Annotated in this window: 13 protein-coding genes; 4 read left to right on the top strand and 9 right to left on the bottom strand. The window is 70.8% G+C overall.

What is annotated here, in order from left to right; genetic code table 11:
* Positions 1 to 70: 70 nt before the first annotated feature.
* The 3 genes from LWJ43_RS17735 (at position 71) to LWJ43_RS17725 (ending at position 2,576) form a co-directional block, all read left to right on the top strand.
* Positions 71 to 436 carry a YbjQ family protein gene (locus LWJ43_RS17735; protein ID WP_277333212.1) on the top strand — a complete coding sequence of 122 codons (366 nt, stop codon included), beginning with the start codon at positions 71 to 73 and terminating at the stop codon, positions 434 to 436.
* Positions 437 to 513: 77 nt separating this feature from the next.
* Entirely contained in the window at positions 514 to 1,137 is a 624-nt protein-coding gene (gene wrbA / locus LWJ43_RS17730) for an NAD(P)H:quinone oxidoreductase type IV (protein ID WP_277333211.1), read from the top strand.
* A gap of 14 nt (positions 1,138 to 1,151) precedes the next feature.
* Positions 1,152 to 2,576, top strand: a complete 1,425-nt coding sequence (locus LWJ43_RS17725; protein WP_277333210.1) for a glutamate decarboxylase — start codon at positions 1,152 to 1,154, stop codon at positions 2,574 to 2,576.
* A gap of 15 nt (positions 2,577 to 2,591) precedes the next feature.
* Here LWJ43_RS17725 and LWJ43_RS17720 read toward each other — a convergent pair whose 3' ends face one another.
* The 6 genes from LWJ43_RS17720 to LWJ43_RS17695 all read right to left on the bottom strand — a co-directional run bounded on the left by LWJ43_RS17720 (position 2,592) and on the right by LWJ43_RS17695 (position 8,168).
* Complete coding sequence (locus LWJ43_RS17720; RefSeq protein WP_277333209.1) at positions 2,592 to 3,398, bottom strand: ABC transporter permease; 807 nt, start codon at positions 3,396 to 3,398, stop codon at positions 2,592 to 2,594.
* Positions 3,395 to 4,378 carry an ATP-binding cassette domain-containing protein gene (locus tag LWJ43_RS17715; protein ID WP_277333208.1) on the bottom strand — a complete coding sequence of 328 codons (984 nt, stop codon included), beginning with the start codon at positions 4,376 to 4,378 and terminating at the stop codon, positions 3,395 to 3,397. The genes LWJ43_RS17720 and LWJ43_RS17715 overlap by 4 nt, the downstream gene beginning before the upstream one ends.
* Positions 4,379 to 4,461: 83 nt before the next feature.
* Positions 4,462 to 5,103, bottom strand: a complete 642-nt coding sequence (locus LWJ43_RS17710; RefSeq protein ID WP_277333207.1) for a PadR family transcriptional regulator — start codon at positions 5,101 to 5,103, stop codon at positions 4,462 to 4,464.
* Positions 5,104 to 5,121: 18 nt separating this feature from the next.
* The gene (locus LWJ43_RS17705; protein ID WP_277333206.1) at positions 5,122 to 5,676 is read right to left on the bottom strand and encodes a DinB family protein; all 555 of its coding nucleotides are present in this window, start codon (positions 5,674 to 5,676) and stop codon (positions 5,122 to 5,124) included.
* A gap of 95 nt (positions 5,677 to 5,771) precedes the next feature.
* Positions 5,772 to 7,229: an aldehyde dehydrogenase family protein gene (locus LWJ43_RS17700; RefSeq protein WP_277333205.1), complete on the bottom strand. Its 1,458-nt coding sequence runs from the start codon at positions 7,227 to 7,229 to the stop codon at positions 5,772 to 5,774.
* A gap of 54 nt (positions 7,230 to 7,283) precedes the next feature.
* Positions 7,284 to 8,168, bottom strand: a complete 885-nt coding sequence (locus tag LWJ43_RS17695; RefSeq protein WP_277333204.1) for a helix-turn-helix domain-containing protein — start codon at positions 8,166 to 8,168, stop codon at positions 7,284 to 7,286.
* A 340-nt stretch (positions 8,169 to 8,508) separates the two neighbouring features.
* Between LWJ43_RS17695 and LWJ43_RS17690 the strand changes: the two genes are divergently transcribed.
* The gene (locus LWJ43_RS17690) at positions 8,509 to 9,048 is read left to right on the top strand and encodes an ATP-binding protein (RefSeq protein WP_277333203.1); all 540 of its coding nucleotides are present in this window, start codon (positions 8,509 to 8,511) and stop codon (positions 9,046 to 9,048) included.
* Between the two features lie 60 nt (positions 9,049 to 9,108).
* Here the strand turns inward: LWJ43_RS17690 and LWJ43_RS17685 are convergent, their stop codons facing one another.
* From LWJ43_RS17685 to LWJ43_RS17675, 3 genes are all read right to left on the bottom strand, one after another.
* On the bottom strand, positions 9,109 to 9,351 hold the full coding sequence (locus tag LWJ43_RS17685; RefSeq protein WP_277333202.1) for a DUF397 domain-containing protein: 243 nt from the start codon (positions 9,349 to 9,351) through the stop codon (positions 9,109 to 9,111).
* 326 nt (positions 9,352 to 9,677) lie between these two features.
* A complete protein-coding gene (locus tag LWJ43_RS17680; protein WP_277333201.1) occupies positions 9,678 to 11,759 on the bottom strand; it encodes an FUSC family protein in 2,082 nt (693 codons plus the stop codon).
* A gap of 54 nt (positions 11,760 to 11,813) precedes the next feature.
* Positions 11,814 to 12,992 (bottom strand): DUF2786 domain-containing protein, encoded by a 1,179-nt coding sequence (locus LWJ43_RS17675; protein WP_277333200.1) that lies wholly within the window; start codon positions 12,990 to 12,992, stop codon positions 11,814 to 11,816.
* Positions 12,993 to 13,046 lie beyond the last annotated feature (54 nt).

Here is a 13,046-nt window from a genome sequence, read left to right as displayed (position 1 = left end):
TTCCACTGGCGTAAGCGAGGATGCGCACGGAACGAACCGGGGCAAAGCTTTCCGCAGGAGGTGCCACATCATGGGCATTGAGGACTACGGGGGCGGACAGACACCCCGGGCGGACGTCCTGGTCGTCACCACGAACGACGTTCCCGGCTACCAGGTGACCGAGGTCATCGGCGAGGTGTTCGGACTCACGGTCCGCTCCCGCCACCTCGGCAGCCAGATCGGCGCCGGTCTGAAGTCGATGATCGGCGGTGAGCTCAAAGGACTCACCAAGACGCTGGTCGAGACCCGCAACCAGGCGATGGAGCGGCTGGTCGACCAGGCCAGGGCCCGCGGCGCGAACGCGGTGCTGATGATGCGCTTCGACGTGAGCGAGGCGGCGGACGTGGGCACCGAGGTCTGCGCGTACGGAACGGCCGCCGTGATCAGCAATTCCTGATCCGCGCGCCCCCGCTCTCCCGTCCCCCGCCTGCTCCCCGACGGCCCGCCCTCGTCCACGCCCCCGGAGGTTCCCGCATGCCCACGTCCGTCAACGTCGCCGTCATCTACTACTCCTCCACCGGCACGATCTCCACGATCGCCAAGGCCATGGCCGGATACGTCGAGAGCGCCGGAGCGCACATGCGGCTGCGCAAGGCCGCCGAGCTCGCCCCCCAGGCGGCGATCGACTCCAATCCGGCCTGGGCCGAGCACGCACGGGCGACCGCCGACATCCCCGAGGTCTCGCCGGACGACATGGTCTGGGCGGACGCGGTGATCTTCGGTACGCCGACCCGGTACGGCAACGTCACGGCCCAGCTCAAGCAGTTCCTCGACACGCTGGGCGGGCTCTGGCAGGCGGGACAGCTCGCCGACAAGGTCTACAGCGGCTTCACCGCCAGCAGCACGACCCACGGCGGACAGGAGTCCACCCTGCTGGCGCTGTACAACACGATCTACCACTTCGGCGGAATCCTGGTGCCGCCCGGCTACACGGACCCCTCGAAGTTCGTCGACGGCAACCCGTACGGCACCTCCCATGTCTCGGGCCAGGGCGACATCCCTGTCGCCGAGCAGACCCTGACCGCCGCACGTGTCCAGGCCGAACGCGTCGTGAAGTTCACCCGGGCCGTCAAGGCCGGACTCGCGGCAGAGGACTGAGGGGACAGCTCACGATGGCACTCCACCAGGGACGGCACGGCAAGGCCGCCCCGTCCGAGGAACACCGCAGACTCGCCCTGAACCCGTTCTTCGGGGAGGCCGACCCGACCGCGCCCATGATCGCGGCACCGCCGACGCACCGGCTCCCGGACGACCCGCTGCCGCCGTCGACCGCCTACCGGCTCGTCCACGACGAGCTGATGCTCGACGGGAACTCCCGGCTCAACCTCGCCACCTTCGTCACCACCTGGATGGAGCCCCAGGCCGGTGTGCTGATGGCCGAGTGCCGGGACAAGAACATGATCGACAAGGACGAGTACCCCCGCACCGCCGAGCTGGAACGGCGCTGCGTGGCGATGCTCGCCGACCTCTGGAACGCACCCGACCCGGCATCCACGGTGGGCTGTTCGACGACGGGCTCCAGCGAGGCCTGCATGCTGGCGGGGATGGCACTGAAGCGGCGCTGGTCGGCGAGGAACACCGACCGTTATCCGGCGACCGCGCGGCCCAACCTGGTGATGGGCGTCAACGTGCAGGTCTGCTGGGAGAAGTTCTGCACGTTCTGGGAGGTGGAGCCGCGCCAGGTCCCGATGGACGGTGAGCGCTTCCACCTGGACCCGCAGGCGGCGGCCGAGCTGTGCGACGAGAACACCATCGGTGTGGTCGGGATCCTCGGGTCCACCTTCGACGGTTCCTACGAGCCGGTCGCCGACCTCTGCGCGGCGCTGGACGACCTCCAGGAGCGCACCGGGCTCGACATCCCCGTCCATGTGGACGGCGCGTCCGGGGCGATGATCGCCCCGTTCCTCGACCCGGACCTGGTCTGGGACTTCCGGCTGCCCCGGGTGTCCTCGATCAACACGTCCGGGCACAAGTACGGCCTGGTCTACCCGGGTGTGGGCTGGGCGCTGTGGCGTTCCCCGGCCGAGCTGCCGGAGGAGCTGGTGTTCCGGGTCAACTACCTGGGTGGCGACATGCCGACCTTCGCGTTGAACTTCTCCCGGCCCGGCGCACAGGTGGTCGCGCAGTACTACACGTTCCTGCGGCTGGGCCGGGAGGGCTACCGGGCCGTGCAGCAGGCCTCCCGGGACATCGCGCGCCGGCTCGCCGTGGAGTTCGAGGCCCTGGAGGACTTCAGGCTCCTGACCCGCGGCGACGAACTCCCGGTGTTCGCGGTGACGACGAAGCCCGAGGTGCGGGCGTACGACGTCTTCGACGTGTCGAGGCGGCTGCGGGAGCGAGGCTGGCTGGTGCCCGCGTACACCTTCCCCGCCAACCGCCAGGACCTCTCGGTGCTGCGGGTCGTCTGCCGCAACGGCTTCTCGTCGGACCTCGCGGAGCTGCTGCTGGACGACCTGCGCGGGCTGCTGCCCGAACTGCGCGCCCAGCAGCACCCGCTGCACCGGGAGCCCGGGGTCCAGACGGCGTTCCACCACTGAACCCCGGGGGCGGTGTCACCTGCTGAGCCGCGCGAACCTCCGTACCGCCAGAGGGAAGAACACCGCGATCAGCGCCACCGGCCAGAGCACGGCGAGGAGTCCGGCGTGTTCGGCGGCCCAGGAGCCTGAGGCTCCGCCCGGGTTGCCGAAAAGGCCGCGTACCGCCGTCGCCGTGGCCGACATCGGGTTCCACTCGACGACGGCGCCCAGCGGGCCCGGCATCGACTCGGGTGAAGCGAAGACGTTGGAGAGGAAGCCCACCGGCCAGACCAGGATCTGCACGGCCTGCACCATCTCCGGCCTGCCCGCCACCATCGCGAGCTGGATGCCGATCCACAGCATCGCGAACCGCAGCAGGAGCAGCAGTCCCAGCGCTCCCAGAGCGGCGGCCGTGCCGTTGTGCCAGCGCCAGCCGAGGGCGTACCCGACTCCGGTCATCACGGCGAGCGCCGCCACCGACTGGAGCATGTCGGCGACGCTACGCCCGACCAGGACGGCTCCCGAGACCATCGGCATGGAGCGGAACCGGTCGACGACCCCCTTGTTCAGGTCCTGGGTGACGGCCAGCATCGTGCCCTCGAGCCCGAAGGCCATGGTGAGCGCGAGCATGCCGGGCACCAGGAACTCGGTGTTGTCCCCGTCGACCCCCCGCCCGCCGCCGACCAGGTAGTTGAACATCAGGAGCAGCATCACCGGGAAGACCAGGCCGACGACCACCTGGACCGGCTGCCGCGCCCAGTGCGCCAGTTCGCGCCGGGTCATCGTCCAGGAGTCGGTCAGCGCCCAGCCGACGCGTCCCGGTCCCGCCGTCGCCGTACTCATGCCGCCACCTCCGTTCCCGCGGGTGCGCGGGTCCCGCCGTCGCGCGTGGATCCGCCCGCGCCGGACCCGGTGAGGGACAGGAACACCTCGTCCAGCGTGGGCCGGCGCACCGCGATGTCCTCCGCCTCGATGCCCGCCTCCTCCAGTGCCCGTACGGTCCGGGTCAGGGCCCGCATGCGGTCCGGGGCGGGTGCGCCGAGCAGCCGCCGGTCCACGTCCACGGTCACCCCCTCGCCGAGCAGTACGGCCGCCTCGCCGAGCCGGTCCGCGTCGCGCAGCACCACGTCGACGCGGTCGCCGCCGACCATCTCCTTGAGCCGGTCGGCCGTGCCCTCGGCGATGACACGGCCGCCGTCGACGACCGAGATCCGGTCGGCCAGCTGGTCCGCCTCCTCCAGGTACTGCGTGGTCAGCAGGACCGTGGTGCCGCCCGCCGTCAGTGACCGCACCGCGTTCCACACCTCGGCGCGCCCCCGCGGGTCGAGGCCGGTCGTGGGTTCGTCCAGGAAGAGGACCTCCGGGTCGGTGATCAGGGACGCGGCCAGATCGAGACGGCGCCGCATGCCCCCGCTGTACCGCTCGACCGCCTTGCGCCCGGTGTCCACGAGCCCGAAACGCTCCAGCAGTTCGTCGGCCCGCAGGCCCGCCCTGCGGGCCCCCAGGTGGTACAGCCGGCCGAACATCTCCAGGTTCTGCCGGCCGCCGAGCTTCTCGTCCACCGCCGCGTGCTGGCCGAGCAGTCCGATCCGCCGCCTGACCTCGGCGGCCTGGGACCGTACGTCGAAGCCCGCCACTTCCGCCCGGCCGCCGTCGTGCCGCAGCAGGGTCGTCAGCACCCGGACGGCTGTGGTCTTGCCCGCCCCGTTGGGGCCGAGCACGCCGTGCACCGTCCCCCTGCGGACGGCGAAGCCGAGGCCGTCCAGGGCTCGCTTCTCTCCGTACCGCTTGTGCACACCCTCGACGACGATTGCGTCGTTCACGTGCTCACCAGCCTCTCAGGCACTTAGTCAAACTTGACTAGCGAGCCGAAGGTAAACCCGCCGAGCTCTTTAGTCAAACTTGATTAGCGGGCATCCCCAGGATCGGGCACACCGGTGGCGTAGGGGTTCTCCTGACCCTCGGCGAGCACCCCGACGAAGGGGTCGCCCTCACCGGCGAAGGTGTACGCCCCCGCTTCGAGACGGGCGATCAGACCGCGCGTCCACTCGGCACCCGCGTCGGCCGAGTGGACCCACATGTTCATGATCTCGCCGATGTGCCCGAGGGACTCCGGGCCCTCCGACGGCGTGTAGTGCTCCGTGACCGAGGCGCGCCAGCCCTCGATGGCCGCGACGCGCTCCCTCAGGAGCGCCACCGCCTCGCCCCGCTCCAGGTCGACGATGAAGCCGATGCCGGCCGAGAGCACGTCCACGCTCTGGTCGTACGACGTCAGCGACGCCCGGAGCAGGGTGAAGAACTCCTGTTCACCGAGGTCCGTCATCTCGTACTCCGTGCGGGGCGGCCCGCCGGCCGTGGACGGGGCGACCTCATGCGCGAGGAGCAGTCCCTGCTTCGCCATCTGCTTGAGCGCGTGGTAGACCGATCCGGGCTTGGCGTTGGACCACTCGTGAGCGCCCCAGTACTCCAGGTCGTTGCGCACCTGGTAGCCGTGCGCGCGGCGATGCTGACGCACGGCCCCCAGGACGAGGAGACGGATCGCCGACATACCACCCACCCTTTGTACTCAACTTTGACCAGAGTAGCCCGCCTCCTCGGCCACGAGCTGGAGGGCCGTCCTGCCGTCCAGCGTCTCGCGGAGGATGTCGGCATGGCCCGCGTGACGGCCGAACTCCTCGACGAGGTGGATCAGCAGCCAGCGCATCGAGCAGTGCCCGTTCTCGGGGAACCAGGGCGCCGGGGGCAGCGGGAAGGTGTCGTCCATGCTGTCGACGTCATGACGGATGAACGCCTCCGTCTCCGAGGCGACCTCGGCCCAGAACTCCAGCATCTGCGGCATCGTCTCGCCGCCCGTGAGCCGGAAGCCGTCCGCCCAGGTGTCGGCGTTCCGCTCCTTGTCGTTCGGACGCCGCTGGGCCATCCGCAGCCAGTTCAGCTCGCCCTCGGCGACGTGCTTGACCAGCCCGGAGAGCGAGAGCTCGCTCACTCCGGGGCGGCTCGCGGCCTGCTCCTCGGTGAGCCCGAGGACGGAGCGCCGGATCGCACCGCGCTGCGCCTCGACGAAGGCGAGGAGCGCGCCCCGCTCGTTGCCGGGAGCCTCGGCGGGAACGTGAGTGACCATGATGTCTTCCTTCGGCCTGACGTGACGACTGCCTGCGTTCTTGCACCGTCAACGTACGGACCCATCAGGTCAGGTCCTGGCCTCGATCCGGCCCGTCAGAAGGGAAACACCGTTCGCCCGTGCTGCACCGAGATCCACTTACGGGTCGTGAAGGCCGCCACCGCGGCCTCTCCGTTCAGCCGTCCCATGCCGGAGCTCTTCTCGCCCCCGGAAGCGACCTCCGGACCGTCCTGCACGGTCGGACCGTTCACATGGAACATCCCGCCGGTGACACGCCGGGCGAACCGCACGCCCCGCTCGGCGTCCGCCGTGTGCACCGCGCCGCTCAGTCCGTGGGGGCCGGCGTTGACGATGCGCAGGGCCTCGTCCTCACCGTCGAAGGGCACGAGCAGCGCCACGGGACCGAAGATCTCCTCCTCCAGCAGCGGTGACCCCTCCGGCAGCCCGGTGAGCACCGTCGGCTCGACGACGTTGCCGCGGGTGCGCCCCCGCACGAGCGCGGTAGCACCCGCCTCGATCGCACCGTCGACCAGCGCGGTGAGCGCCTCCGCCTGGAAGGCGCTGACGACAGGACCGATACGGGTGTCCGGGTCACGGGGGTCCCCCGACGGGAGGGCGGACACCGCTGCGGTGAACCGCTCGGTGAACTCCTTCTCCACGGAGCGGTCCACCAGGATGCGGTTGGCGGCCATGCCGACCTGCCCCTGGAACAGGAACCGGCTGTAGACGGCCGCCTGGACCGCGTGGCCGAGGTCGGCGTCCTCCAGCACGACCAGGGCACTGTTGCCGCCCAGTTCGAGGATGGTCCGCTTGAACAGCCCGGCGGCGACGGCGCCGACGTGACGGCCCACCCGGTCGGAACCGGTGAACGAGATCACCTTGGGCACCGGGTGCTCGATGAAGGAGTCGCCTATCTCGGCACTGTCGGTGACGAGCACGTTGAGGAGCCCGGCCGGAAGCCCAGCGTCCTCGAAGATGCTGGCGACCAGCCCCCCGCCGGCGACCGGCGCGTTCTGGTGGGGCTTCACCACGACCGCGTTGCCGAGCGCGAGCGCGGGGGCGACGGTCTTCATCGTGACCAGGAAGGGGAGGTCGAAGGCGCTGATCACGCCGACGACCCCGACGGGCACCCGGTAGACCCGGTTCTCCTTGCCGTCGGCGGCCGAGGGCAACAGGTCCGCCGTCCGCCACATCGCCTGCCCGGCCGCCTCGCGCAGGAACTCCTGCGCGGCACGCACCTCGTATTCGGCCCTCTGCCTGGTACCGCCGAGCTCCTCGATGATCAGCTCGACGATTTCCGCGCCGCGTTCCCCGACGATCCGCACGGCGTTCTCCAGAACGGCCCGCCGTTCGTAGGAACCGGTCGTCGCCCATTTCCGCTGCGCGCGTTCGGCGGCCCGGTAGGCGAGGTCGACTTCCGCGGCCGTGGCCACGGTGACCGAGCAGAGTTTCTCACCGTTGTATGGATTGAAATCAATGATGTCCCACGCACCGTTGCCGGTCAGCCACTCGCCGTCGATGTACTGGCGGGCCAGTTCACTGGGGAAGGACATGCAATCCCTTACTGCAGGCGCAGACTCCTGTCGGTACGTCATGGTACTGGCGAATCAGGTCAGTTGAAGGAGTCCTCGGAGAAGATCCCGGCTCTCCTCGGGCCCCGGACTGTCCTCGTGGAGCCGGACCATGGCCTTTTCGTACTGGGCGACTTCTTCTGCCTTGTCCAGATAGAGCGCACTTGTCAGCTGCTCCAGATAGACGATGTCCGACAGATCGGATTCCGGGAAACGCAGCATGGTGAATGCCCCGCTCTCACCGGCGTGACCGCCGAAACTGAAGGGCATCACCTGGAGGGTGATATTCGGCTGCTCCGACATGTCGATCAGGTGCCGCAATTGGGCGCGCATCACTTCGCGGCCGCCGTAAGGACGACGGAGCGCCGCCTCGTCGAGCACGGCGTGGAAACGGGGCGCGTTCTCGGAGACGAGCGCCTTCTGCCGCGCCAGCCGCAACGCGACCCTGCGTTCGATCTCAGCCGTCGGCGCACCGGGCATCCCGCGGGTGACGACGGCATGGGCGTACGCCTCGGTCTGCAACAGACCGTGGACGAACTGGACTTCGTAGATCCGGATGAGCGATGCCGCTCCCTCCAGACCGATATACGTCTGGAACCAGCCGGGCAGCACATCGCCGTAGCTGTGCCACCAGCCCGCCACATTGGCCTCACGGGCCAGGCCGAGGAGTGACTCCCGCTCCGCCTCGTCCGTGACTCCGTACAGCGTGAGCAGGTCCTCGACGTCCCTGGCCTTGAAGCTCACCCGTCCCAACTCCATGCGGCTGATCTTCGATTCGGAGGCGCGGATGGAGTAGCCGGCCGCCTCACGGGTGATGCCGCGCGATTCACGCAGCCGCCTGAGCTGTGAGCCCAGGAGGATGCGCCGCACCACAGAACCACTCGACTCGCCTGCCGTCACCGGCTTACCGACCCTCCCCATCGCTTCCCGTACTCCGGGGCTCCCCCGAACCCCGGAGGCGGATTCTGCCACCAAAACGCTTCAGCCCGTACTCATTCGATTACAGAGACGGGAAGACTTTGGGAAAGCTTCAAAACTATGAAGCGGAAGAAATGAGTCCGAACCGGCACGGTATCGGGCAGAGCGCCCGCGTGCACGTGCATCTGCCCTTGCATCTGCCCTGCGCATTCGGAACCATGGCCCTCGCGCACCTGCGTGCTCGTTCGTGTTGTGCCGCTGTACCCCGCAGTGCCCGCCAGAAGCAGTGCCGCTACAGCCGCGAATCCCGGGAGTGCCTCGTATGGGGACGAATGGATCGACGATGCTCGAGCCGTTACGGCAGGGGCTTCCCCCCATCGACCCCTCGGCGGTCTCCGGTTCGGCCTCCTGCGCGCTGCCGGCCCGGTACGAAGCGGTGGGCGGGGCACGGAGATTCACCCGTACGACACTGACCTCGTGGGATCTGGGCGACCACTTCGACGACGTGGCCCTCGTCGTGTCCGAGCTCGTCACCAACGCGCTGCGGCACGCCCTCCCGGGCGACGCGGCCAGGGAACGCCAGGACACCTCCGTGCGCCTGCATCTGATGCGCTGGACCTCACGCCTCGTGTGCGCGGTGCGCGACCCCAGCCAGAGGGGGCCGGTCGCCGGCGAGGCGCCCGATTCCGCGGAGTCCGGCCGCGGCCTGTTCCTCGTCGAGTCGTTCAGCGACTGCTGGGGCTGGCACCCCTCCCCGGTACCGGCCGGGGACAAGTCGGCCGACGGTGGACTCGGCAAGGTGGTCTGGGCCCTGTTCCGGCTGACGGACCACCCCGTGGCGGAGTACCCGGTCACGGTGGACGCCCTACCCGACGGCCGGTGACACGGTGGACACCCGGCCGCGCGCCGCGGCGCGCGGCCGGGCCACCGGGGCACAGTCCGGTCAGCCGCCGGCGGCCAGGTGGTCGAACTCCCCGTCCTTGACGCCCAGCAGCAGCGCCTCGATCTCGGCCGGCGTGTAGACCAGCGCGGGCCCGTCGGGGTGGCGCGAGTTGCGCATCGCGACATTTCCGCCGGGCAGTTTCGCGAACTCCACACATGATCCCTGTGAGTTGCTGTGCCTGCTCTTCTGCCAGACGACCCCGCGAAGCTCTGTGGCCGCCATGCCGTTGTACACGTCGTGCACAGGACGCTCCCGAGTTGCAAGGTGCAAGTGTCAACTAGCTCGGATCATAGCTGTGTTCAATTGCCAATGCATGAGCAGATGCACGTGCACGCGGGGTGCGCGCGTGATTACAGCTTTTCCGCCCGTCCCCCCCACCTGTCGGCGCTTCGTTTCGCCACCGCTATGAGGAACAGACGCACCGCGCACCAATTCGGCTCCCGATCAACAGAGTTGTTTGTTCCCGCCTGGCCGCTCGGCGCGGTTTTTCGGCCATGAATCAACAAGGAGAAGTCCATCCGGTCTGCCGACGGCCCCGCCCGGACCCTCCGCCCCTGCCGCTCCCGGCCCTACGCCCGCCCGCTGCTGATCTCGAGCGCCTGCGAGAAGTCCTCCAGGGCGCGGAGCAGCAGGGTGGCCCCGTTGCGTACGAAGGGGTCGGGCGGCGGCCCCGGCTCGGCGTCCCGGCGCTCCAGCACCTCCCTGACCGGGGACCAGTCCGGGATGCGGCGCTCCCGCACCGATTTCGCGCCCTCCTCCGTGACCCGGCGCAGCACGTCAGCCAGGCCGGCGGCCTCGGGGACGGGGGAGGCCGACGCGGCGGGCAGGTGGGCCTCCATGAGCATCGCGACCCTGCCGAACTGGGCGAGGGCGTCCTGGGCGTCCGCGGCGGAGGTCCGGGAGATGCCCCGGTGGCGTACCGGTTCGTGCCGGGCCGTCTCCAGCGCCTCTTGCCAGGCGACGCGGGCCTCCCGGGTCGTGAGGAGGGCGGTGCGCACGTCCTCGAGGCTCCTGGACGCGGGGTCGGCGTACCGGTCGAGCACCGTCGCCGCGTAGCGCCCGTCCGTCACCACCCAGGCGGCCAGCCGGTCGCGCAGCCGCGGGGTCTCCCAGGCTGGGTAGAGGGCGTACGCCGCCATGGCGAGGAGTCCGCCGATGAGGGTCAGCACCACCCGTTCGGGCACGGTCTGCGACCAGTCGTCGCCCGCCATGCCGAGCAGGAAGACGACGTAGGCGGAGACACAGACCTGGCTGACCGCGTATCCGGTGCGCATGAGCAGGTACATCAGCCCGGCGCTGACGACGGCGAGCAGGGCGGAGAGCCCCGCGTTCGGGTGTGCCGCCTGCACGATGCCGGTGGCGACGGCGACGCCGACCACCGTGCCCATGAAGCGCGCCACGGACCGCGAGTACGTCTGGGTGAACTCCGGGCGCATCACCATCACGGCGGTCATCGGTGCCCAGTAGCCGTGGCCGAACGGCAGCACCGCCCCCAGGAGATAGCCCGCCGCGGCCACCGCCGACACCCGGACGGCATGGCGCAGGATCGTCGAGCCCCGGCGCATCTCGCGGCGCATGGAGCGGTAGACGACGGGCGCGAGCCGCAGCAGGGTGGGCCGGCGGCGGTGCGGGACGAGCGGCTCCCCCGGTGTCCGGTCGTCCGTACCGGTCCCCTCGGCGATCTCGACGACGTCGGCCAGCAGGGACACGAGCCGGTCGGCGGCCCGGCGGGGCGGGCCGGTGAGGATGACCTCGGTGTCGGGGGACTTCAGGACCGAGAGCGCCGTCTCGTCCAGCTGGACCGGGTCGCCGTGGCGCACCGCCCGGGCCGCGGAGTCGAGGAGGGACCCCGCGGCGCCGAGGATCTCCCACACCCAGTAACGCTCGGGCCCCTCGGCCGGGACCCCCAGGGCGGGATCCGCCAGCGACGCCAGGACCGGCCGCAGCCGTTCGGCGACCCCGCGCGCGCCGTGCAGGTCGGCGGGGCGCCGGCGGGCCTGGCGCGGGGTGACGGCCGCGGCGTTGCGCGCGGTCATCAGCGGTACGGGGTCGAAGGGCGCGACCGGGTCGTTCCGCAGCCTGCGGGCGTAGTCGGCCACACCGGCCAGGGCGTCGGCGAGCGCGTCGCGCTGGGCGCCCCATCTGCGGACCGGGAACAGCACGATCAGCGCCGCCTGGACGAGCCCGCCGAACGCCATCATCGCGGCGTGGGCGGCGGCGTCGAGGACGGAGGTCGGCAGGGTGATCGTGACCAGCATGATCGAGACGTTGGAGCCCGCGATGATGCCACCCGTGGGCCCCGCCGCCCAGGTCATCCCGGCGGCGAACGTCCAGAGGATCAGCAGGGCGAGGAACAGCAGGGTGTGGGACACGGTGACGTAGCCGACGAACGTCGACACCGCCAGGCTCGCCCCGGAGACCAGGGCGAGGACGGGCCTGGGGCGCCAGCTGCGCTGGAAGGTCGCGATGGCGGCCTGGAACGCGCCGAAGGCGGAACCGGCGGCGATCACCGGCCCGAACAGCGCCAGGCTGATCCCGACGACGAGGGCGAGGCCCGCGGCGCCGCGCACCGCGATGAGCGGTTCGAGACGCAGCCGCTCGATCTCCATCCCCGAGCGGGCCGTCTCCCTCAGCGCCCGGAGCCAGCTCATGGGCAGAGCCTAGCCGGATTCACCCACAACCCCGACTTGTGCGGCCATACCGCCCTAACGGCTGATTTCCGGACCTTCTCCACCCATCCTGGCCCGGTCCGCCGCCGCCGTGCCGTGCGTCCATCCTTCGAGGTCCGTCGCCCCGCGCAGCCGGGTCGTGGTGGTCCTCGGGAACATCCGCTCGGCCGTGTCGGTGACCGCCACGTCCCGTGCCGCCAGGACCGGCAGCAGCGCGCCGGTGTCCTCGGCGCGGCCGTCGGCACCGGCGTCCGACCCCGCCGCGGCGGTGACCCGCGCGGTGTCCGCCGCGAGACGGCTGCCCAGACGCTGGGCGTAGGCCATCAGGAAGGACTGCCTGAACGTCTTGGTCCGCTTGCGCCCGCCTGCCCGCTGGCCGGCCTCCGCCTTCGTCATAGCGGCGTTGCCCTGGACCAGCAGGGAGGTGAAGAGCAGCTCCACGGACTCCAGGTCCGGCTCGAAACCCACGACCGTCGTGAAGCCGAGATCGCTGTTCCACACGGCACGGCAGCGGTTCGCCGAGGCCACGGCGTCGAGCAGGACGGCCTTCGCGCTCTCGTACGGGGCGTCGACCCCGATCCGGACGGCCCCCGGCACGTCGGCGCTGTGCGTACGCGCGGCGAGGAGCGCCTCGTCGATGCTGTGCCGGGCCATCAGCTCCTGCGCCTTGGTGGTGAGCGCCTCGGCCTCCTCCGGGAAACCGGTCGCCTCCGCCTTGGCGAGCAGCGCCCGGATCCTGGTGAGCATGCGGGGCTCACCGGCGGTCGGCGGCCGGAGCGTCGTGGCGTCGGCCGATGTGCCGGGCGGCGGACCGGCCGGTTCGATGACCGGGAGCCTCAGCAACAGCCGGTACAGCTCCAGGAGCGCGGAGGCGTACGTGAAGCGGTCGGGGCGGTTGCGCGTCGCGGGGGCGGGCATCGCGGCGAGCTGGTCCGTCCAACGAGGGGGCAGCTGCCCGTACCCCGCCGTCTCCGCCGCGATCAGGGCGGCGGCGAGCGCGGCCCCGGTCTCGTCCAGCTCCCGCCGGACCGTCCGTACGACGTCGGCGGGCTGCCAGCCGCGGGCCCAGGCCCGCCGGACGAACTCCTCGCCCCTGCGGTGCAGCTCCTCGTCGGCGGAGGGGTCCGCCGCGAGGAGGGAGGCGCCGGTGTCGAGGCCCGTGTCGCCGTCCGAGTACAGGGCCGCGGCGCACGCCCGGTCGGTCACCGATTCCATCCGGCCAGCCTAGGCGGCGACCGGATGCCCGGTGCTCCCCAGGGGGGCCGCGGC

The organism is Streptomyces sp. JH34, assembly GCF_029428875.1.
Classification (GTDB): Bacteria; Actinomycetota; Actinomycetes; order Streptomycetales; family Streptomycetaceae; genus Streptomyces.
This window is presented reverse-complemented; position numbering and strand designations above follow the sequence as displayed.